General features: G+C 32.1%; 18 protein-coding genes and 3 tRNA genes. 13 read left to right on the top strand and 8 right to left on the bottom strand.

Annotated elements, in window-relative coordinates; all coding sequences use genetic code 11:
• The first annotated feature begins 6 nt into the window (after window positions 1-6).
• The gene (locus tag D1818_RS22520) at window positions 7-960 is read left to right on the top strand and encodes a transketolase family protein (RefSeq protein ID WP_118462084.1); all 954 of its coding nucleotides are present in this window, start codon (window positions 7-9) and stop codon (window positions 958-960) included.
• Between the two features lie 164 nt (window positions 961-1124).
• Window positions 1125-1742, top strand: a complete 618-nt coding sequence (locus D1818_RS22515; protein WP_118462082.1) for an outer membrane beta-barrel protein — start codon at window positions 1125-1127, stop codon at window positions 1740-1742.
• Between the two features lie 59 nt (window positions 1743-1801).
• Here the strand turns inward: D1818_RS22515 and D1818_RS22510 are convergent, their stop codons facing one another.
• Entirely contained in the window at window positions 1802-3034 is a 1233-nt protein-coding gene (locus tag D1818_RS22510) for an FKBP-type peptidyl-prolyl cis-trans isomerase (RefSeq protein WP_147406185.1), read from the bottom strand.
• 91 nt (window positions 3035-3125) lie between these two features.
• Between D1818_RS22510 and D1818_RS22505 the strand changes: the two genes are divergently transcribed.
• From D1818_RS22505 to D1818_RS22495, 3 genes are read left to right on the top strand one after another with little or no spacing between them, the layout of a single operon-like run.
• Complete coding sequence (locus tag D1818_RS22505) at window positions 3126-3515, top strand: RNA-binding S4 domain-containing protein (protein WP_118462079.1); 390 nt, start codon at window positions 3126-3128, stop codon at window positions 3513-3515.
• A complete protein-coding gene (locus D1818_RS22500; protein WP_118462077.1) occupies window positions 3512-4093 on the top strand; it encodes a methyltransferase domain-containing protein in 582 nt (193 codons plus the stop codon). The genes D1818_RS22505 and D1818_RS22500 overlap by 4 nt, the downstream gene beginning before the upstream one ends.
• A gap of 22 nt (window positions 4094-4115) precedes the next feature.
• Window positions 4116-4616, top strand: coding sequence for a phosphoribosyltransferase family protein (locus D1818_RS22495; RefSeq protein WP_118462075.1), 501 nt, complete (start codon window positions 4116-4118; stop codon window positions 4614-4616).
• Here D1818_RS22495 and D1818_RS22490 read toward each other — a convergent pair.
• Window positions 4608-5129, bottom strand: coding sequence for a shikimate kinase (locus tag D1818_RS22490; RefSeq protein ID WP_118462072.1), 522 nt, complete (start codon window positions 5127-5129; stop codon window positions 4608-4610). The genes D1818_RS22495 and D1818_RS22490 overlap by 9 nt on opposite strands.
• Window positions 5130-5262: 133 nt before the next feature.
• Here D1818_RS22490 and D1818_RS22485 point away from each other — a divergent pair.
• The 5 genes from D1818_RS22485 (at window position 5263) to D1818_RS22465 (ending at window position 9131) form a co-directional block, all read left to right on the top strand.
• Window positions 5263-5335: transfer RNA gene (locus tag D1818_RS22485), tRNA-Lys, on the top strand.
• An 81-nt stretch (window positions 5336-5416) separates the two neighbouring features.
• A tRNA-Lys gene (locus D1818_RS22480) sits at window positions 5417-5489 on the top strand.
• A 75-nt stretch (window positions 5490-5564) separates the two neighbouring features.
• Window positions 5565-5648 (top strand) — tRNA-Leu (locus D1818_RS22475).
• A 419-nt stretch (window positions 5649-6067) separates the two neighbouring features.
• The gene (locus D1818_RS22470) at window positions 6068-8740 is read left to right on the top strand and encodes a PAS domain S-box protein (protein ID WP_162897301.1); all 2673 of its coding nucleotides are present in this window, start codon (window positions 6068-6070) and stop codon (window positions 8738-8740) included.
• A complete protein-coding gene (locus D1818_RS22465) occupies window positions 8727-9131 on the top strand; it encodes a response regulator (RefSeq protein WP_118462068.1) in 405 nt (134 codons plus the stop codon). Before D1818_RS22470 ends, D1818_RS22465 begins: the two co-directional genes overlap by 14 nt.
• Window positions 9132-9367: 236 nt before the next feature.
• Here the strand turns inward: D1818_RS22465 and D1818_RS22460 are convergent, their stop codons facing one another.
• On the bottom strand, window positions 9368-9577 hold the full coding sequence (locus D1818_RS22460; protein ID WP_118462066.1) for a hypothetical protein: 210 nt from the start codon (window positions 9575-9577) through the stop codon (window positions 9368-9370).
• A 449-nt stretch (window positions 9578-10026) separates the two neighbouring features.
• Here D1818_RS22460 and D1818_RS22455 point away from each other — a divergent pair, with 449 nt between their 5' ends.
• Entirely contained in the window at window positions 10027-10410 is a 384-nt protein-coding gene (locus D1818_RS22455) for a BlaI/MecI/CopY family transcriptional regulator (protein ID WP_118462064.1), read from the top strand.
• Window positions 10403-11731, top strand: a complete 1329-nt coding sequence (locus tag D1818_RS22450; RefSeq protein ID WP_118462062.1) for a M23/M56 family metallopeptidase — start codon at window positions 10403-10405, stop codon at window positions 11729-11731. Before D1818_RS22455 ends, D1818_RS22450 begins: the two co-directional genes overlap by 8 nt.
• Window positions 11732-11799: 68 nt before the next feature.
• On the opposite strand, the gene D1818_RS22445 is transcribed toward D1818_RS22450, so the two are convergent.
• Together D1818_RS22445 and D1818_RS22440 are read right to left on the bottom strand one after the other, a co-directional pair.
• The gene (locus tag D1818_RS22445) at window positions 11800-14979 is read right to left on the bottom strand and encodes a TonB-dependent receptor (protein WP_158597047.1); all 3180 of its coding nucleotides are present in this window, start codon (window positions 14977-14979) and stop codon (window positions 11800-11802) included.
• 248 nt (window positions 14980-15227) lie between these two features.
• The gene (locus tag D1818_RS22440) at window positions 15228-16403 is read right to left on the bottom strand and encodes a FecR family protein (RefSeq protein WP_118462058.1); all 1176 of its coding nucleotides are present in this window, start codon (window positions 16401-16403) and stop codon (window positions 15228-15230) included.
• Window positions 16404-16613: 210 nt separating this feature from the next.
• Between D1818_RS22440 and D1818_RS22435 the strand changes: the two genes are divergently transcribed.
• Window positions 16614-17174 carry an RNA polymerase sigma factor gene (locus D1818_RS22435; RefSeq protein WP_118462056.1) on the top strand — a complete coding sequence of 187 codons (561 nt, stop codon included), beginning with the start codon at window positions 16614-16616 and terminating at the stop codon, window positions 17172-17174.
• Between the two features lie 102 nt (window positions 17175-17276).
• Here D1818_RS22435 and D1818_RS22430 read toward each other — a convergent pair whose 3' ends face one another.
• The 3 genes from D1818_RS22430 to D1818_RS22420 all read right to left on the bottom strand — a co-directional run bounded on the left by D1818_RS22430 (window position 17277) and on the right by D1818_RS22420 (window position 21332).
• Complete coding sequence (locus tag D1818_RS22430) at window positions 17277-17858, bottom strand: redoxin domain-containing protein (protein WP_118462054.1); 582 nt, start codon at window positions 17856-17858, stop codon at window positions 17277-17279.
• 123 nt (window positions 17859-17981) lie between these two features.
• On the bottom strand, window positions 17982-19028 hold the full coding sequence (locus D1818_RS22425) for a hypothetical protein (protein ID WP_118462051.1): 1047 nt from the start codon (window positions 19026-19028) through the stop codon (window positions 17982-17984).
• 501 nt (window positions 19029-19529) lie between these two features.
• Complete coding sequence (locus D1818_RS22420) at window positions 19530-21332, bottom strand: hypothetical protein (protein ID WP_118462048.1); 1803 nt, start codon at window positions 21330-21332, stop codon at window positions 19530-19532.
• Between the last annotated feature and the right edge of the window lie 166 nt (window positions 21333-21498).

Here is a 21498-nt window from a genome sequence, read left to right as displayed (position 1 = left end):
ATATTCATGAAAAAATATATAGATACAGGAAAAAATGACACTCGTTCCGGTTTTGGAGCAGGTCTTGAAGTACTTGGAAAAACAAACGAAAATGTTGTAGCACTTTGTGCGGATCTTATTGGTTCTCTAAAAATGGATGCTTTTATAGCAAATAATCCAGATCGTTTTTTTCAGATCGGAATTGCTGAAGCTAACATGATGGGTATCGCTGCAGGATTAACTATTGGTGGTAAAATACCTTTTACAGGGACTTTTGCAAATTTTTCTACAGGTCGTGTTTATGATCAAATACGTCAGTCCATTGCATACAGTGGAAAAAATGTAAAAATATGTGCATCTCACGCAGGTTTAACATTAGGAGAAGATGGTGCTACACATCAGATTTTAGAAGACATTGGATTAATGAAGATGTTACCTGGAATGGTCGTAATCAATCCTTGTGATTACAATCAAACCAAAGCAGCTACTATTGCAATCGCCGATTACGAAGGTCCAGTATACTTACGTTTCGGAAGACCTAAAGTAGCTAACTTCACTCCAGAAGATCAAAAATTTGAAATAGGAAAAGCTGTTCACTTACAAGAGGGTACTGATGTTACAATTGTGGCTACTGGACACTTGGTATGGGAAGCATTACTAGCCGCGGAAACTTTACAAGAAAAGGGTATCAGCGCTGAAGTAATAAATATTCACACCATTAAGCCTCTTGATAACGAAGCGATTTTGAACTCAGTTAAAAAGACAGGCTGCATCGTTACTGCAGAAGAGCACAACTTTTTAGGAGGACTTGGAGAAAGTGTATCTCGAGTATTAGCCCAAAATCATCCTACTCCACAAGAATTTATCGCTACTAATGATACTTTTGGAGAAAGTGGAACTCCTGATCAACTAATGGAAAAATATGGATTAAATGCTGAATCTATAATTAATGCTGCAGAAAAAGTTATAAAGAGAAAATAACATATCCTGCTTGTTAAATTAAACACATATTACAGCCTTCTGTTCTTTTACGGAAGGCTTTTTTTTATGTTCATTAGAATAATCTGAATCCATTTTCGTTATAAAGGAAACACTAACCACCAAAAATATTTAATTATTTATTCATCTTTTAAAACTCATTTAAAATGAAAAACGTATTAGTGTTTTTAATTCTTTTTAACTCCTTCGGACTTATCGCACAAGAAAAAGGAATCAACTTTGGTGTAAAAGCTGGTCTTAATTATGGAGATAATGGTAAAATTGAATTCAATGATGTTACCAACGCTGGTAGTAATTTAGTATCCGAAAATGCTGATGATCGTGTAGGTTATCACATTGGGGTTTTCTTAAGAGGAGATATTACTGACAGTTTTTATCTAAAACCAGAACTACAATATACTCAGAATAGCAGCTCATTTTCGCTTGATAACAGAAAACTAGATTACAATATAAAGAAACTAGATCTACCTATTCTGGCGGGGGTATACCTTTTAGGACCTTTACATATTTTTGGTGGTCCTTCATTACAATACATTGTAGACAATGACTTAGAAGATATAAGACTAAGTGAAGTGAAAAATGAATTTACTGTTGGTTTTCAATTTGGAGTTGGACTACAAATAAGACGTCTTAATATAGACTTAAGGTATGAAAGAGGAATTTCTGAAAATCAAGCTCAAACAATTGATGAAAATACAGGTCAAACAATCAGAGTAGATTCTAGACCAAATCAATTTATAGTAAGTTTAGCTTTAGATTTATAAGTTCTTTCTTAGATTATATGTATAAAAAAACTCCGGTAAATACCGGAGTTTTTTTATTACTAGTCATTCTTAGGATCACTATCGTCGGGGTCTAAATGGTTTGGTATTCCATCACCATCATCGTCATAAAAGATAATCTCACCTAAATCTATATCAATAAAACCATCTTCATTAGCATCATCAACTGTTACTTCATCCATGGTTAGCGTTCCATCACCATCATCATCTATATCAAAAAAATTGGGAACTACACTTCCATCTGTATCATCGTTAGATAAGTTTCTATCACCAATATCATTTGTTGAGTCTCCATCACCATCTCTATCAACATTTAAATCAGAATCAGCCTCTAAATCTTCTAAATAAGAAGGTATACCATCACTATCGTGATCTGTTTGATTCATTCCGTATAACTGAATACTAAATATAAGTGGTGAATATTGAGGAATACCAGTTTGTATTTCATTGAAATAAGCTAGTCCTGAAGGCATAAATACGGTAAAATCACCAAAATCCATATTATAATCGACAGTACCGTTATCTGGATTCTCCATAAAACCCGAAGCGCCACTAACTTCTATTGTTCCTTCTCTAAATCCAGGTACAACACTATTTAAATCAAACCATACCGGAGTAATCGCGCTATCAAAAACTTTTCGATTTGGATTATTATTATCTACCTGATCCTTTTCATCAATTATTCCATCTCCATCACTATCTGGTTCGTCAGGATTATTATCAACATCCGCATCATCTGCAATCCCATCTCCATCACTATCCGTTTTGGTTTCTGAATCACTTATATTATCAGGCTCATTATCGCCATCTGCATCTACATCTGCATTATCAGGAATCCCGTCTCCATCTTGATCCACATTATCATAAAAAATTTCTCCTCTATACGTTACAAATGCTGAATCTGCAAAGGTCGGCTTACGTTCAGATGTGGCTCCATTATTTCTCTTCAAAAAATATAATGTATAATCTATATCATTAAGGGTTACGGTCTTGGATTCCAAAAGTCCAGAATCCCAAATAGAAGTCTGACTGCTATTATCACCAGCAATGGTATCAAATTGTATGATTTGATAGTCAGGGTTCGCACTATTATCTACTAAAGTGAAAAAATGCGTCTTTAAGTAACTCTGTATTATTGGCTCTTCATCTTCTTGCTGTTCTGTAAAATCCCTTGGTGGAATGCTAACAAAACCATCATCATCATCATCATTATTACAAGCATATAAGGCCGAAATAACAACTCCTATGGCAAAAATATATCTTCTTACTTTCATCTGATTGCTTTTTTGAAGGCGCAAGATACAATTTTCTTGTACTTTTGCTGAACTATTATTAGAGATAAAACGCATTTTTTAATCATTTTTTATGCGAGTTGATAAATATTTATGGTGTATCAGATATTTCAAGACACGTAGTATTGCTACAAAAGCTTGTAAGGAAGGTAAAGTTCGTGTAAACGAAGCCATTGTAAAACCTTCTAGAGAAGTATATGCTACCGACAAAATTACCGTCCGTAAAAACCAAGTTAACTATGAACTTGTTGTTTTGGACACACCAAAAAGTCGACTAGGTGCTAAACTAGTCGATATATATCGTAAAGACGTTACTCCTGAGGAAGCGTTGCAAAAATTAGATCTTTTAAACTACTCCAAAGACTATTACAGAAAAAGAGGCACTGGTAGACCAACTAAAAAAGACAGAAGGGATATCGATGATTGGTTTGAAGAACCTACTGATAAGGATAGTGAAGAATGAAATTAGATGCGCATTTCTGGAGTAATAAATACAAACTACATCAAACAGGTTGGGATATTGGATATGCATCCCCTCCGATTATATCATATTTTAATCAATTAGATAACAAAGACCTTAAAATATTAATTCCGGGATGTGGAAATGCTTACGAAGCAATACTTTTATTTGAAATGGGATTTAAAAACCTATACATTCTAGATTTTGTAAAAGAGACACTTAACAAATTTGAAGAAAAGCAACCTAATTTTCCAAAATCTCAAATACTGTATGAAGATTTCTTTAGCGTACAAGACCAATTTGATATCATTATAGAACAAACATTTTTCTGTGCCTTATTACCTGATCAAAGAAAAGCGTATGTTTCTAAAATGAAATCACTACTAAAACCTAACGGAAAACTAGTTGGTTTATTTTTTGAGAATGATTTCGAAAAAACTGGCCCTCCATTTGGCGGAAATAAAAAGGAATATTTAGCGCTATTCTCTTCGTCTTTCAAAATTAAAAAATTAGAAAAATGTTATAATTCCATTCCTCCGCGTATGGATAACGAACTCTTTTTTATCTTTGAGAATAATTAAAAAAAATTAACACTGTTTACATATGCAAGCTAAAGATAATATCATTCTTACTCATGAACAAATTCAGCATAAGATTAAGAGAATAGCTTATCAAATTTATGAAACTAATGTAAACGAAAAAGAGATCGTTATTGCCGGTATTGCAGAAAACGGATACATTTTTGCTCAAAGACTAAAAGAGATTTTAGAAGACATTTCGAGTATTAGTGTAACGCTTTGTAAGGTAACTATGGATAAATCCGCTCCTCAAAACACTGTTCAAACTTCGATCACCTCATCAGTGTATGAAAATAAGTCTCTTATCCTAGCGGATGATGTTCTTAATTCGGGAACTGCTTTAGCTTATGGAGTAAAACATTTTTTAGATGTTCCACTAACAAGATTTAAAACAGCGGTCCTCGTGAATAGAAATCATAAAAAGTATCCTATTAAGGCTGATTTTAAAGGTATTTCATTATCTACTTCTTTACATGAGCATGTAAATGTAACTTTCGGTAAAAATGATCTTGCAGTACTAGAATAAGGTATTCTTTATCTCGGTTGCTATTTCTTCAACAGCTTTATCATCTGTAGAAATTACATACTCTGCCTGATTATAATAAAATGAACGTTCAAAAAGGTGTTTCCGAATAAAATCCTTTAGATCATCTTTAGATGAAACGTGGGCTATTAAGGGTCGTTTTCCTTTTTCTAAAAATAACCTATTCACTAATTCCTGTAATGACGTTTTTAAATAAACGCTTTTAGCATTTTCATTATTTTTTATGATCTCCAGATTTCCTACAAAACAAGGAGTCCCTCCACCTAGAGAGATTATAGTGTTATTTTGTGTTTCTAGTGCCTCTTTTAGATATAAATTTTCTTTTTTTCTGAAATATATTTCTCCTTTATCTTCAAAAATTTGATTTATTGATTTCTTTTCTTGAGTTTCTATATAATCATCCAGATCCAGACATTTCATTTCTAACTTAGAAGCTAAATCCTTGCCAATCGAAGATTTACCACATCCCATATATCCCAATAAAATAATATTCATAAACTAAATTTTAGGTTATTTATGCCGAAAAAAAAGGGCATTTAAAATAAAAAGCAAATTTATATTAAATTCTTCTTGAAAAATAAATTAATGATAGTATATTTGCACCCGCATTCAAGGAAAAAAATTGAATGACCAGTTAGCTCAGTTGGTAGAGCATCTCCCTTTTAAGGAGAGGGTCCTGGGTTCGAGCCCCAGACTGGTCACAAACAAGTGAATAATTATTATAATCTTAGGATTATTTATTCGAAAGTTCTTTAAAAAATATTTGACTATTAATGTATCATGACCAGTTAGCTCAGTTGGTAGAGCATCTCCCTTTTAAGGAGAGGGTCCTGGGTTCGAGCCCCAGACTGGTCACTAAAAAGTATCGTATTTCTTACGGTACTTTTTTAGTTTTACAGTATATTGTAAAATAGGCATCTTCATTTATTTACCCGGATGCTGGAATTGGTAGACAGGCATGGTTGAGGGCCATGTGTCCGTTAGGGCGTGTGGGTTCGACTCCCATTCCGGGTACTTTTTAATTTCTTATACTCTTTATTTATTGTCTTTTAAAATTTAGTGGATAGCTTCACTGATAGTCAATTATATTTTATCCAACTTAAAGATAACAATTAATCAAAACTCTATGTATTGATATTTTTTAAAATTGTTTTCCTTTTTATTACTTCTAAAATAAGATAACTATAACTTGAATTGCCTAAACTGTTTTTCTAAATAAACTAAAATTAGAGTTAATAGATTGCGATAGTAACAAAAGAACTAAAAACAAGTAAAAATACTTTAAAACCACAAAAATACTATGTAAACTACATAGTATTAATTCCCAAAATAAAGTTAACTTTAGAATACTAAACCTACCCCTCTCGTGAATTTAAGATATGTACAAATCAACTTCTGCCTCAGTTTTGTCTGTGGCACCCAAAGAAAACTATTTGAAGAGGGAATTATATTCGTTAATAAAAGAAGACGAGTCAATCTTTAATTTTATACAACAATTTGCTTTAGATGGATTATGGTTTTGGGATTTAAAAAACCCAGAAAATGAATGGATGAACCCAAAATTTTGGACGACACTAGGCTATGACCCTGAAGAAATGCCACACAAGGCTTCTGCTTGGCAAAATATTATAAATCAGTGTGATCTTGAATCAGCACTAAAAAACTTTAAAAAACACTGTAAAAACCCAAACCACCCATATGACCAAGTAGTTAGATATCAGCATAGATTAGGGCATACTATTTGGATTCATTGTAAAGGAATTGTTATTAGAGACTCAGATAACAAACCTTTTCGAATGATCGGCGCACATATTGATGTTACCAAAATTAAGAAGACAGAATTACAGCTCAGAAAACAGATAGAAAAATATCAACACGTTATTGATGGTACTAATTTAGGAATTTGGGAATGGAATGCACAAACAGGTCAAACTGTTTTTAATGAAAGATGGGCGCAAACACTTGGGTATACTTTATTGGAACTAGAACCGGTTTCTATCAAAACATGGGTTCGGTCAATGCATCCTGAAGATTTGGAAAAATCCAATCAATTATTTCAAAAACATTTTAAAGGAGAAACCTCTTCTTATGAATGCGAAGTTCGGATGAGACACAATAACGGATCTTGGATATGGGTTTTGAACAAGGGTAAGATAGTGAGTGTAAATGCTAAAGGCGAACCTGAATGGGTAATAGGGACCCAACAAGAAATCACAAAACAGAAGAATGATTTAGAAAAACACAAAGTATTTATAGAGCAAGCACCAGGAGCAATAGCAATGTTTGATACTAAAATGTGCTACATAGCTCACTCTAAAAAGTGGCTAAAAGATTATAATATCAAAGATGAAAATATTATAGGTAAATCTCATTATGATATTTTTCCAGAAATTGGAGAACGTTGGAAAAAAGATCATAAAGATTGTATTAACGGTAAAATTTTAGAGTCTGATGAAGATCATTTTGAACGAACAGATGGAACCATCCAATGGTTATCTTGGAAATTACACCCCTGGTATAAAAGTAATAATAAAGTTGGTGGGATTATTATGCTCACAGAAGATATTACTAAAGCCAAAAAGATAGAAAATCAACTAAAACTAAGTGAAAAAAAATTTAGAGAAAATTTTGAAAATGCAGCAATAGGAATGGCTGTCGTCGGATTAGATGGAACGTGGTTAGAAGTGAATAATAGCCTATCTACTATGTTAGGATATACACAAAAAGAATTAAAATCACTAAGCTTTCAAGAGATTACCCACAAGGACGACTTAAGAAAGGATCTTGATTTTATTCAAAAAATGATTTCCAACGAAATATCATTTTGTCATATTGAAAAAAGATACATCCATAAAAGTGGAAAAGATGTTTATGTAATCTTATCTGTTTCAATTATGAAAGATGAGAACAATAAACCTCTTCATTTTATTGCTCAGATCTCGGATATTACTCCACGTGTTTATGCTAGAGAAAAATTAAAAAACACATTAACTCAATTAGAAGGAATTCTAGAAGCTAGTTCTCAAGTAAGTATTATTGGGACTGATGTTGATGGCATCATTAGAACTTTTAATAAAGGAGCGGAAAACCTTCTTGGCTACAATAGAGTTAACATTATAGGGAAAGAAAACATTCTAATTCTTCATAATGAAAAAGAGATCTTAAATCGCAGTAAAGAATTAGCTGCAGACTTTAACAAAAATGTTGTCGATTTTGGAGTTTTTACTTTTTTGCCAAACATTCAAAACTATGAAACTAGAGAATGGACTTATGTAAAGAAGAGCGGAATAGAATTTCCCGTACAAGTTACAACAACAGCTATAAAAGAAAACGAAAAGATTATTGGATATTTATCTGTCGCAGCAGATATTAGTAATATTAAAAAAATTGAGAAAGAGATAAAAAATCTACTTGATGTTGCTAATAATCAAAATAGAAGACTTCAAAATTTTGCTCATATTGTATCTCATAATCTAAAATCTCATTCAGGTAATTTTGGGATGTTATTGGATATATATTGTAATGAAAAACCTATCGAATCTAAACATGAAATAATTAGTCTTTTACGATCCGCGTCCAATAATTTAACCGACACGATAAATCACCTTAATCAAGTTGTTATACTTAATAGCAAAAATAAGCTTGATCTAAAATCAATTAATTTACATAAGCGGATAAATAAAATTATCAACGGAATTTGGATAAAAGCAAAGGACTCTGGAGTTGCTATCAATAACAAAGTGGATAAGGATATTATGATTTTAGGAATTGATGCTTATTTAGACAGTATTATACTTAATTTCCTAACAAATGGTATAAAATATTGTTGTGAAAGTAGAGAGAGCTATATCAATGTAAGCACTAGTTTGAACAAAAAATTTGTTATAATATCTTTTGAAGATAATGGTTTAGGAATTGATCTCAAGAAACATAGAGAAAAACTTTTTGGAATGTATAAAACATTTCATAGAAATAAGGATTCTAGAGGTATCGGTTTGTTCATTACTAAGAACCAAGTTGAAGCTTTAGGAGGTAAGATTGAAGTAGAAAGTGAAGTTAATAAAGGTACAATTTTTAAAGTGTATATGAAGTATGAAAAACATTGATTTAGCTTGCATTATTGATGATGATCAAATATTTATCTATGGCATAAAAAGAGCGATGGAATTAGTTGATTTTTGCAAAAGTTTCCTAATTTACAACGATGGTCAGGAAGCATTAGATTCTTTAAAATCTATTATATCTGCAAATGAAAAATTACCTGATATTATTCTATTAGACCTTAATATGCCCATCTTGGATGGATGGCAATTTTTAGATGAATTTATTAATATCCCAGTCTCCAAAAAAGTTCATATATATATCGTTTCTTCATCTGTTGATCCAAAAGATATTTTGAAAGCAAAATCATATGAAGCAGTAAGTAATTATATTGTAAAACCCATTACCATGGATAAATTAAAAGATATATTAGAAAAAGAAGTTGAACCTAATTAATTGAAAAAATTGTATATCGTTCAATTTTAGGATTAAGTTATAGAATTCTTCTTGCTCCTTCAAGAACACCTTACACTATCTTTCCTTCTATTTTATCAATTAACTATGACTTGACATCATATTTTAAATAGCGTTCGAATTCCTTCGAATCAATATTAAAAAAACTTTTACATCAAGGGTTGATTATGAAGAATAAAAAAGATAATTAACAACATAATCAATTTAGAGTTCTGTAATCATTTACATTGTTTTATCCTACGATTAAGTTTATAAACAAAGTACTCTTTCATTTCTTGATCAGTTACAAAAGTAAGACGTATTTTTTTAGAATGTTTTCTATTAACTAATTCTGTATGGACATATAATTCTTTAAAATTAATTACAAAATCATTAATAATAGCTGATAATTCTTGAAGGAACTCAATAATATATTTAATGTCTGTCATTTACAATAATTAGTTTTGATATTTATTTAAAACTTAACCCAACCAAAACACGTTGAAAAACAACAAGTATATCTAACATTTCTAGATTTTTATGTTAAAAGATAATTCCGGATAGTCTAAACTTTGTAAAATGTATTCCAAGTTACTTTCTCTTTTGTTCGAATACAACTCCTTAAGAACGAGTTAAGTTGTTGTTAAAAAAACATTGTAACATAAAACCCTTTATCGTATTAGATTCGGGAAAGCTTACAAAAACTAATCTTCATCATTATCGGTAGAAGGAATGATTACAGATAGAACACTTCTTACATCAACAACCTACACATAAACCTTCTTAATCATATTAAAAAGCTAATAGTTAGGCTATCTACAGCACATTAATTACTACAAGAATAGTTATATTACTATTTTTATAGTTATATTACTAAAAATATAGTTATATTTGCCATATGAAAGATTTAACAAAGGCAGAAGAGCAGATTATGAGATACTTGTGGAAGCTTGAAAAAGCATTTCTAAAAAATATTGTAGAACAATTTCCTGAACCACGACCTGCCTACACCACTATATCAACTGTAATTAGAACTTTGGTCACCAAAAAGTTTATAAGCTTTACTACTTATGGAAGAATAAAAGAGTATTATCCACTTATATCCAAGGAAATCTATTTCAAAAACCATTTTAAAGGAGTTGTCAAAAACTTCTTTAGTGGATCCATAAGTAAGTTTGCCATGTTTTTCACAAATGATGAAGATTTAAATGTGAGTGAATTAGAAAAAATGAAACTGCTTATTCAAGAAAAAATAGATAAACTAAAAAAAGAAGATGAATAATTTTTTCATACACCTTGTACAGGCAAGTATCTGTTTAGCTGTTTTATACAGTTTGTATTATGTTTTCTTTAGAAAATTAACTTTTCACAAAATCAATAGAACATTATTATTGCTTCTATTGCCAATATCACTATGCCTTCCTTTCTTAAATCAGATAGAAATTCAAATTGCAAATCAAGCTCTTATCATACCAGATTTTGATGATATTTTACTCATAAAGAATCCAACTCAAGAAGTCTCTTTGGAACCTTCTGAACCTTCCGAAAAAGATTGGAATCCAATTCGTTTACTATCGTTTGTTTATAGTATCGGTATGTTTGTCTGTCTACTAAAACTACTATTATCCATTACACAACTATACAAGCTAAAGAAAAAATCCGAAACCTTCATTAAAGATGGAGTTTGCTTTATTGCTGCGGACATACAGAGTATATTCTCTTGTTTTCGTTGGATTTTCATTCCAAAAGATAAAATCAATGAAATCCATCCATCGATCTTAGAGCATGAGAAAGTACATATAAAACTTGGTCATACCATCGATCTAATAATAATAGAAATATACCTGGTTGTATTCTGGTTTAATCCATTTTCATATTTATTCAGAAAATCTATCAAGTCAATTCACGAGTATCAAGCAGATCAATATGTAATTAACAGTCAATTCAAAAAATCAAATTATTTAGAACTCCTGGCAAAAAATCTAGGAGCAAAACAAAACATACAATTACATAGTTACTTCAATCATTCATTAATCAAAAAACGAATAGACATGATCACAAAAACAAATTCTAATCAAAAAAATCTTATCCGATACATTTTGCTCATTCCCGTTCTGGCAATACTTTTTATGGCATTTGTAAAACCTACATCTAATAATCATATTCTAGAACAAGTATTGACAGAAGAAATAATCATAGAAACCCCTCCTTCTGTTTTCCCAATCCAAAATGGATCAAAAGATGATATCACAGCTGCTTATGGTAAAAACTTTAACCATCCGGTACGAAAAAAGAAAGAATTCCACGGTGGTATCGATATTAGAGCAAAAATAGGGACTCCAATTATTGCCACTGCAAATGGGACTATTACGCTTGCTGAAAGCCAAGGTGATTGGGGAAACCTAATCGTCATTTCTCACGCCGATGGTTACGAAACTTGGTATGCGCATCTGGAAAATTTCAATATAAAGAAAGATCAACAAGTCCAAAAAGGTCAGGTTATAGGTTTTAGCGGAAATACTGGACTTTCTACTGGACCTCATCTTCATTATGAAGTAAAACATAATGGAAAAAGATTAAATCCTATGGATTATTTTGAATAGTACTATTGGAAAAACGGGCAAAGATGTTTTTTGATCTTTGCCCGTTTTAATATACAAAACTAACTAAACTAAAGGCTAAAATTGACTCTTGCAAATAAAAATCTACCAGAATATCCGAACTGCGAAGTCCTTCTGGAATACACAAACTGATCACCAGCCGTTCCTCCTTCTCTATTCTCATCGGGATACACATCTAACAAATTATTAGCTCCAATAGTTACATTAAGATTTTCTAGCAATTTTGCTGAAAAAGAAAGATCTGTAACGACTTTTCCTCCATACACGGCATCATCACTCACCACAGTCCCATCTACTCTTGGATCTCCATTAAAATCATCAGGATCAGTCACTTCTCCAAAGAATACATTTCTTAATAAAATATCATATCTCCCAAAAGATAAAACATTCGTTAAACTCAGTTTAGTTCTTGGTTGTGCAAGCGTTAGGAATGCCTCTTCCTGTCCATCAAAGAAATTAACACTTTGACCAGCACTAGCAATCCTTTCAGGAACACGAATTTCTTCTACTTCGGTCTTGGCAAATGTTGCAGAAAGGTCATTTTTAAGTACCATATCTTCTCCAAAATTTGCTTTATGAGAAATAACTACATCGATACCCTGAGATTTAGTATCTATAGCATTGACAAAGAATCTAGCACTTGTAGCCCCGGCATCTTCGAATATCTGGGTTAACTCAGGATCTCCTCCATTTCCAAAACTTCCACTATATACAATTCTATCATCAATGCTAATCAAATACGCATCTGCTGTAATTGTAAAATTCTGAATTTTGGCAGTAAGGCCTAAACTAAAGCTACTAGAGGTTTCTTCTTTTAGTTGAGCTATCCCAATTAATGCTGCTGCCCTACTATTATTAGTAAAAGTTCCTTGTTCAAAAGGTTGATTATCTACAAAAACTGTACTGGTTCTGCTAAAGAATTGTTGATGCAATGAAGGCGCTCTAAATCCTGTACTATTTGCTCCACGAACAGAAAATTTTTCAGTCACTTTATAACGTGTTGCCAGTTTGTAATTAAACGTATCTCCAAAATCAGAGAAGTTTTCATATCGCCCCGCAAGACTTACTAACCATTTTTCTGTAAAATCAGCTTCCAGATCAATATATCCTGCAATACTGTTTCTATATTCATCCGTTTCATTATTAGGATCATATCCTCTAAATACCTGTGACCCTCCACCGAGCACGGCTCCTGTAAAATTATTCCGTACTAGATCTGTATCAGGCGTTGTACTAGTCACAATATTGCCATTGATATCATAACTAGTATAAGACGCTTCTTCACCTGCGGTAATTGTATAATTTTCTACTTTATACTCTGCACCCATTGCCACATTCAATCCACTAAAAATATCTTCATAAAATCTACCAATATCCAGATTGGTTGTATTCTGCATAAAACTCAAAGCTCCAGCATCAAAACTTCTGGGTGTTGCCACTCCTAAAGTTCCATTACTAGAATTACCAACGGTAATATCAAAGATGTTAATTCCATATGTATTGGAGAAATCCACATTCCAGTCTTTTACTTTTCCTTTGATTCCCATAGCAATAGATTTATCTACGATATCCGTTCCTATGTTAGGTAAGAATCCGTTTGGAAAAGCTGGTGTATTAGCCCTACCATCTCCTTGTGCTGGTCTTCTATAAAAACCAGAAGCGAGCCCTTCTCTATAGCTAATTCCTCCAAAACTGTAGAATTCTGCATCTTCTCCTAATGGAATTGACATATTAGCAAAGAATTTTCCTTCTCTCAACTTAGCAGTACCGACTTTAAATCTAAAATCTGTACGTGTTAATCCACGTGCAGACAATTCGTCTTCATCTGCATCAAAATCTAATAAACCTCTAAATGTATCTATATCTGCAGGATCTGTAACATCCAAAGCAGCTATCTGATCTCTGGTTACCTGATCTATATATGAAATATTTTGTGAAGCTGTTTGATAATCAGCTAAAGTCATTTCTGCTACATTTCCGCCGCCAGCTGCAAATACTCGTTCTGCTCCATGAAACCCTCTAAAAATATCACCTTGATAATCTCGATTACGCAGTGCAGGTTCTCTCGTGGATAAGGATCCTGTAAAATTGATATATCCACCATTCTCTCCTATTGGTAATCCATAGTTCACATCCAATACTACCTTTTCGCCATCACTTCCTCCATCAAACTGATTAGAATTTTTGCTAAAATTAGCTCCTGTAGTTAATGTAAGATCTAATTTATTTGTTCCCTTTTTCAACACAATGTTGATCACACCAGCAATTGCATCAGAACCATATTGCGCTGCTGCTCCATCTCTTAATACTTCTATCCGCTGGATTGCCGCCGTTGGAATAGCATTTAAATCTGTACCAACACTTCCTGCACCTACCGTTCCGTTTACATTTACTAATGCCGTGTTATGTCTTCTTTTTCCGTTAATCAATACCAATACCTGGTCAGGTCCTAATCCACGTAATGATGCCGGATCTATATGGTCTGTTCCATCAGAAACGGTTTGCGTCTGCGAAGTAAATGAAGGAGCTACATAATTAAGAATTTCATTTACCGAAGTCTGCGGACCTTGTGTAGCTATTTGCGTAATATCAATTACATCAATAGGAACCGCTGTTTCTGTAGCCGTACGACTAGGATTTCTGGATCCTACAATCACCACATCGTCTAACTGTGCAGATGCATCTTTTAAGGTTACCGTAATAAAATCTTTTCCAGTAACATCAACTTCTTTTGTTTCAAAACCAATATAAGAGATAACCAATATATTATTGTCATCTGGCATATTGATTGTAAAATTTCCCTCAAAATCCGTTTGAGCACCAATAGTAGTGCCTTTTACTACAATATTTGCTCCTGGAAGTGGACTTCCATTAGAGTCTTTAACATTCCCTTTTACTTCACGAATAACCTTTAGTTTTTCTTTAGTAAACGGTGCTTTTTTTAGTACAACTTGCTTTCCGATAATTGAATACGAAATATCTGTATTCTCAAAAAGAATTGACAAAACTCTATTTATAGTTTCTTTTTTAACCCTAATCGAGGTCTTTTGATTCAGATTGACCTCATCATTAATATAGAAGAACTTATAGGAAGTTTGACTTTTAATCTCTTCTAATGCTTCAGCAATTGTTGCTTGTTTTAAATTCAGTTCTATTTTACCCTGCGAAAAGCTGGATGTTGCCATCATCTGTAAGATGGAAAAACAAAATAAAACTAGTGTAAGCCTCATTCTTAATACGATTGATTTGTGCGCCAAGTGTGAAAATAGCGTACGGTTACCCTTTTTTTTCATAATTTTGAAAAGTTTGGTTGTTAGTACTCAGTTAAATAATAATCAGACCGTAAGGGGAAGTGTTGCAGCACTTCCTTTTTTTTTACGATTGATATAACATTAATGTCAAAACCAGTCTGCTGAAGACTTTAAATAATTAGGCATTAGCAGTCTTCAGCAAACCAATCTTGACCATTGTCTCTTACTTAGGGGGCGATAACAATTCGTTTATTCTCTATAGTGTAGGTAAAATCTATAGTTTCTGAAAATACGTTTAGAATCTGTCTTACATTTTCTACATCAAATTCTCCGGTAAATCTTGTCTTATTTAATCTATCATTCGTATTTATAATTTCTATATCATAGGTTCTTTCTAATCTTTTTATTACGGAGGCAAAAGATTCATCTTGTATGGTCATTTTTCTATACATCCACGCAGTGTATATTTCCGTATTCACCTTCTTTTGATCTAAACCTTTATTCTGTTTTGTATATACTGCCTGATCATTAGGAACCAATGTTGACAGTTTGTTTTGATCTTCTGAATCAATTATTGCTACAGATCCTTCTACCAAAGTAGTTTTTACAGTAGCATCTTCTTGATAAGAAGAAACATTAAACTGTGTCCCTAATACTTCCACATCTATACTTGCTGTGTTTACTATAAAAGGCTGCGTTTTATTAGTAGTTACATCAAAAAAAGCTTCTCCTTGTAAGTGTACTACTCTATTAGATTCTGATGCTACAAAGTTTTTAGGAAACTTAAGCGTACTAGCTGCGTTTAACCAAACTTTAGTTCCATCAGATAAGCTTAATTGGAATATTTTTCCTTTGGGAATGGATATTTCTAAGTACTCTATTTCTTCACCATTTTTAGTATTGGATACTATTAACTTATCTCTATCTTTTTTTCCGATGAGCTTACCTTTAGCATTGATTATATCCGTCTTATCATCAAAATCAAGATACGTTATTGTACCATCTTCTTGTATTATTTTAATTTTATCTTCTTCTAAAGATTCTGTGGTTACAATATTATTATCATTTGTTATAACTACTGGATTAGATTTGACTGCATAATATGTTATAACTAAAACACCTACAAGTATAGCGGCGTATTGCATCACTCTTTTCCATGATTGCAATGAACGAACTTTACCTTTTTTATGTTCTTCTTTTTGAATGGTGCTTACAAAACGATCATAGGCTTTATGTGAATCTACAGAAATCTCTTTTTTAGCTGCACTCCATTCTGCTACTTCTTTAGTAAAAATATTTTTATGTTCCTCATTCTCTGACACCCAAGACTTTAGTATTTCTCTTTCTTCAGGAGAAATCTTATCCTCTAAATATTTTTCTATGAGCCCTAAGTAACTTTTCATCAATATATTCTTCTTTTTTAATCTTCCCTACTTACATGATGCAGAAAAACTTAAAATCCCTTACTCATATTGAAAAAAAATATCTCATACGTTAATATTTGTTCTTTTATTCTATGGAAGAACTTCATTTTACCACTATTCAAATTGGTTTAGACAAATCAAATTCTTCACTAAATTTATTTTTTTTTACATTAGCAAGAGATTATACGTATGACAAACAAAGTTTTACATATCGACAATGAGCTTATAAAACAACTCTCCATTGGTAATCATACTGCCTACAAAGTTGTGTTTACAAATCACTTTAATGAATTAACCAACTACGTATACAAACTAATTCATGATAGGACGTTAGCTGAGGATTTAGTTCAAAATGTTTTTATGCGATTATGGGAAAAGAAAACCAAGTTCACCATTAATACTTCATTAAGAAGTTATCTTTTTAAAAGCTGTCACAATGAATTTTTGATGTATGTTCGCCAACAAAAAAAAGAAATCGACGCGTTGGATACTTTAAAATGGGAAACCTTGTTGAACATTCATTCTTTAGAAGAAAAAGAACAACTAGAAGCCGATTGGCAAAAAATTGAAAAGGCTATTGAAAAACTACCATCTAAGTGTAAAAAAGTGTTTAAGTTAAGCCGTTTAGAACGAAAAAAGCATAAAGAGATTGCCGAATTACTGGGGATTTCTCCTAAAACAGTGGAGGTACATATCCGTAAGGCAATGCTTTTTTTGAGAACAAATGTTTCTGGTTTCTTCCTATTCTAAAACGCAAAAAAACCTCAATCAGATTTGGGGTCACTGAAAGAGGTTAAAACATAAAGTTTTATTAGAATTGTATTTTATAAGTATTGCGGTGAAACATCATTTTTAAATAGCAAAAACCCATTCCTCGATATCTGCTTTTGTTTCCAGATAGGCGATTTCCATAATATGATTATCCTCATTTAACAAATAGGTTGATGGAGTTGCCTGTACTTTATATTCTGCAAAGGTTTGTTCGTTTCCAGACAACAATTTAAAATTATATCCTTTTTCTTCCATTGTTTGTCTATTCTCATCTATGGTTGTACCATATTTCACCACTATCACTTCGAAATTTTCATATTGTTGTGAAAAGGCATCTAATTCGGGATAAAAATTTTCACAATAATCACAACCTTCGCTAGTAAATACCAATAATTTTTTCTTTTCAGAGGATAAGTTGTTTAACTCTATTTCTTGACCATTATGATCTTGTAGCGTAATTGCCGGAGCAGGTGGTAATAATGTATTCTCCTCAGCAGTTTTAGCTAAACTTGTTGTTTGTTGAGGAATATTTTCTAGTTCATTAATTTTTGTTGCTGCGCTATCTAGTGATTGTTTAAGGCTTAATAATTGAATTATACAAACTACAAGTGCAAAAAACATAATACTAACGACACTGATCGATATTATTTTATTCGTTTTCATAGAATTAAAGGTTTAAATAAAAACTGTTTATTAATTTTAAAGAAAAGAGCTGTTCATCAATTCGTTCTGTTCAAAATCGAGATGACAAAACAGCTCTTTTATATTGTTAATCCTAATCTTATGTTATAAAGGTTTACAATTGAATCTTCTTATACTATATCTAAATTGCGGGTTAGCTACTTCAAATTCTGATGTAATACCATTTCTTTCTTTATCAGGAAATGCGTATTTCGCACCATCCGCTTCATCTCTTACGCGGTAATTTGGTGGTGCATCGGTAAAGGTTTGTTTAAATCTTACAAATGCACGTCCTTTTACCGTAATATTTACTCTATATCGTTGTACAGTTTGGACTGGTTCTGCCATAAGCTGAAAATCACACCTTTGTCCTGCAGGAACAAAATCACCGTCTGTAAAAGGAACAGAAGTTGTTTTATCTTCAGTTGTACCATTTGTGACTGCATTAGCATGGGTCAAATTAATTTCTGAGGTAAACCCTGTAGTTATGCCAAAAAACTCTGCAGAAGCTGTAAAACCAATTTTACTACCTGTAGTAAATGTATTCGTAACACTCTTATTTGTAGAACTTTTGTGTTCAAAAAACTTTACCCCACCTAAATAGACAGCTTGATCTGGTCTCGCTTTTCTTTCCACAATGTCACCTCCTACAGGGTGTCCCAAACTTCGCATAAACGGTTCTCCCACTACATCTCTTTTCATATGCCATTTTGCAGGTTGATCACCACCACTACAAACAACGCTGTTTCCATAAGGTCTACACCCTACTAATAAACCATATATGTTAACATTTGGATAATTTAACCAAGCTTGATTTCTTTTATAGCGATCCATCACTGCCCTTCCATCGGCATGTCTCATCCCTAATTTATCCAAGTCTGATGATGGAATATTATACGAATATACATCTGACGATTTCGCAAATGAATTGCTTTTCTGTTTAAATTGCTTTAAATATTCTTCTTCAGATATTAGTTTGCCATCCTCGCTGATCATAAAACTTTTACTCATTGTATCAGAAGATGTGATATCCGCTTCTAGTTCATTACTTTCTTCGATTGCTACCTGATCAGCAACGTTTTCTTTTTCACACGATCCTAAAAAGACAGTTAATGTGATAGCTATTAAGTAATAGCGTTTTAAATTTTTCATAGTTTTTAAAAATTAGATAATTTGTAATTCCTACTCTAGACAAAGGATTTTCGGATACCTCCTTATGAAAAATAGTATTAGGATTTCTTAGCGCGGCGCACACTTGTTTCTTTAGACAATATGATTCACTTACATTTGTAGCTCGTTGAGTTTTTTGTACATTTTGTCAATGTAAAGCGATATAAACTTTAGTTATCATATCAGTTAATGATCACAAGTACTAGTTAAAAATCTAATACGTTATTCATTTTCTGTATCTATGATGTAGTTATCACAAAAACTACGTACTCTAATTTTATTTTTTTTATAAAAATCTTTTCAGAAGGGTGGCTAGAATTTATGTTAACCCAGATAGAACAAATGGTTGAGAGGTAACGAAAAAGAAAGAAAAAAAAGTAATATTTATAAATCACAACAAAAAAAGTACTCCTACTTATAATTTAAGCACAGGCTTTACCCATTGTTTATTATACAATATTTCACCACAAACTATGAAAACAACTAGGCGACTATTCTTTTTTCATTAGAAATCTGATCCATATAGTTTTTTAAAGAAAGTTCTTTGGGTATTTTCATTTTTCGTTTGATACGACTTCTGGAGTGTTTCACAGTATCCGGAGACACCATTAATATATTGGCAGTTTCTTTTAAGGATAAGTTCAACTTGGTGAGTAAACAATATTTAACCTCTGTTTCGGATAAATCGGGATGTGATTCCTTTAGGTTATAACATATACCTGGATACTGAGTTTGTAACCGATCTGAAACCTCTGCTAACTCTGTTCCAGAAGAAATTAGTGTGTTTACTTTTGTTCTTAATGTATTGACCTCTGGAGTAATCTGTGTTATTTTTTCTATCTCTTCCTTTAATTCTTTTAAAACACTCAATTTATTAGTCACTTTAAGTGCTACCAATTGCAATTCATTTTCTCTTTGAGCAACTAACTCTTCTAAAACTCTAGATTCTCTAAGTCTTAAATCAACAATAGTCTTATCTTTTTTCTTTCCTCTTTTTACAAAAACATAGATAAGTATGGCAATCAAAACTAAAATCAAAGCAATTGTTAACCAAAGTACCTGATTAGTTTTGGTAATATTTTTTTCTTTTAACTGAAGGTTGGTATTCGTTAACACATTCTGTGCTACTTCCAGATCTTTCTTTTGAAGCTCATTGATTAGAAATTTAGAAAACATATTAGAATCCGAAACAGTAATTTGGGATAGTAATTTTAATTTTTCCTGATTTACCTTTTTGGCTAAGCTATGATTACCTATTTTGTATAAAAACCGTACCATCTGATCTCTATAAAATATTTTCTCATAAATAGACAGAGGACTATCACATGCTTTTGTAATATATGAAAGCGCTTTTTCTATATCCCCAAGTTGACTATAGTATAAGAAATAATGATAATACATAAGAGTGAAGTCATTGTCTTGACCAGAAAAAGAATCAAAAGAGTTTGTAGCAGCATTTAATATATCTATAGCCTTGTACACCTCACCTTGTTTATAAAAATAATAACTAAGTAGGTTCTGTGCTTCCCAGTATTTATATCTATCATACCATTCTGGCGATGCATCTATCGCCGATTTACTGTTTAATGTTTTATCTATCCAAATCTTGGCAGAAGTCAAATCATTTTTCGCAAAATACAACTGTGCCAAAGCATTATAAGAGACAAATCTATAAACATTTTTGGGGTAGACTTGTAATGCATTTTCTAAATCTGTAATCACCTCATTTATCTGATCCAGCTTATTATCACCACGAAGGACAATCAACTCGGCTATATGATTTTTTATATAAAAAATATCTTTTTCATCTTGTATAGATAATGCCAAATCATAAGCTTTTCCATAGTAATCAACTACATTGACATTATACCCAAAAAACGCAGCTTCTATAAAACCAATTCTTCGATACATATCTACTCTTTCGGTTATAGACATTGATTTTTCATGAATGGCTACTTGTTGTTTTACCTTTTCTAAATAATATAGACAGCTATCGTTTCTGGTTTCGAGATTATAGTAATGATCTGCCATTATTAGTGCCAAATACTTACATTTTTTTTCCGGGAAGTTCAGTTTTTCGGAAAGCTGTAGTAAAGCGTGAAACTTTTTATTCGCCCCGTTATAACCTCTATCGGGTGCATTTTTAACCAATTCATTAAATCTGGTTAAATCATCAGCCTCTTGGGCTAAGCTAATTATCCCTGTAAAAAAAAGAAATAAGAAGAAAAGTATTTTTTTTATTCTGCTCCCGAAAACATCAATACCTATTATAGTTATAAAACTCATTTGAAAATATTCTTAAGCCCGATCATTAAAAATAAAGAACCAGGCAATTTATTTTATGATAAAATTAAAGAAAAGGTATCACGCACACCTAACTCACTTACAATCAAAAGCGAACACTCTTTTTACACACATCATACCTACCCTATTATACACCTTTTACACACCT

It is taken from the genome of Aquimarina sp. BL5 (assembly GCF_003443675.1).
Classification (GTDB): Bacteria; Bacteroidota; Bacteroidia; order Flavobacteriales; family Flavobacteriaceae; genus Aquimarina.
Note: the sequence above shows the minus strand (reverse complement) of the source record. Positions and strands in the feature narration are given on the sequence as shown.

What these genes read in the sequence shown, in the direction of transcription:
- D1818_RS22520 (WP_118462084.1), top strand. Translation starts at nt 7, where the DNA reads ATGAAAAAATATATAGATACAGGAAAAAATGACACTCGTTCCGGTTTT.
- D1818_RS22515 (WP_118462082.1), top strand. Translation starts at nt 1,125, where the DNA reads ATGAAAAACGTATTAGTGTTTTTAATTCTTTTTAACTCCTTCGGACTT.
- D1818_RS22510 (WP_147406185.1), bottom strand. Translation starts at nt 3,034, where the DNA reads ATGAAAGTAAGAAGATATATTTTTGCCATAGGAGTTGTTATTTCGGCC.
- D1818_RS22505 (WP_118462079.1), top strand. Translation starts at nt 3,126, where the DNA reads ATGCGAGTTGATAAATATTTATGGTGTATCAGATATTTCAAGACACGT.
- D1818_RS22500 (WP_118462077.1), top strand. Translation starts at nt 3,512, where the DNA reads ATGAAATTAGATGCGCATTTCTGGAGTAATAAATACAAACTACATCAA.
- D1818_RS22495 (WP_118462075.1), top strand. Translation starts at nt 4,116, where the DNA reads ATGCAAGCTAAAGATAATATCATTCTTACTCATGAACAAATTCAGCAT.
- D1818_RS22490 (WP_118462072.1), bottom strand. Translation starts at nt 5,129, where the DNA reads ATGAATATTATTTTATTGGGATATATGGGATGTGGTAAATCTTCGATT.
- D1818_RS22465 (WP_118462068.1), top strand. Translation starts at nt 8,727, where the DNA reads ATGAAAAACATTGATTTAGCTTGCATTATTGATGATGATCAAATATTT.
- D1818_RS22460 (WP_118462066.1), bottom strand. Translation starts at nt 9,577, where the DNA reads ATGACAGACATTAAATATATTATTGAGTTCCTTCAAGAATTATCAGCT.
- D1818_RS22455 (WP_118462064.1), top strand. Translation starts at nt 10,027, where the DNA reads ATGAAAGATTTAACAAAGGCAGAAGAGCAGATTATGAGATACTTGTGG.
- D1818_RS22450 (WP_118462062.1), top strand. Translation starts at nt 10,403, where the DNA reads ATGAATAATTTTTTCATACACCTTGTACAGGCAAGTATCTGTTTAGCT.
- D1818_RS22445 (WP_158597047.1), bottom strand. Translation starts at nt 14,979, where the DNA reads ATGAGGCTTACACTAGTTTTATTTTGTTTTTCCATCTTACAGATGATG.
- D1818_RS22440 (WP_118462058.1), bottom strand. Translation starts at nt 16,403, where the DNA reads ATGAAAAGTTACTTAGGGCTCATAGAAAAATATTTAGAGGATAAGATT.
- D1818_RS22435 (WP_118462056.1), top strand. Translation starts at nt 16,614, where the DNA reads ATGACAAACAAAGTTTTACATATCGACAATGAGCTTATAAAACAACTC.
- D1818_RS22430 (WP_118462054.1), bottom strand. Translation starts at nt 17,858, where the DNA reads ATGAAAACGAATAAAATAATATCGATCAGTGTCGTTAGTATTATGTTT.
- D1818_RS22425 (WP_118462051.1), bottom strand. Translation starts at nt 19,028, where the DNA reads ATGAAAAATTTAAAACGCTATTACTTAATAGCTATCACATTAACTGTC.
- D1818_RS22420 (WP_118462048.1), bottom strand. Translation starts at nt 21,332, where the DNA reads ATGAGTTTTATAACTATAATAGGTATTGATGTTTTCGGGAGCAGAATA.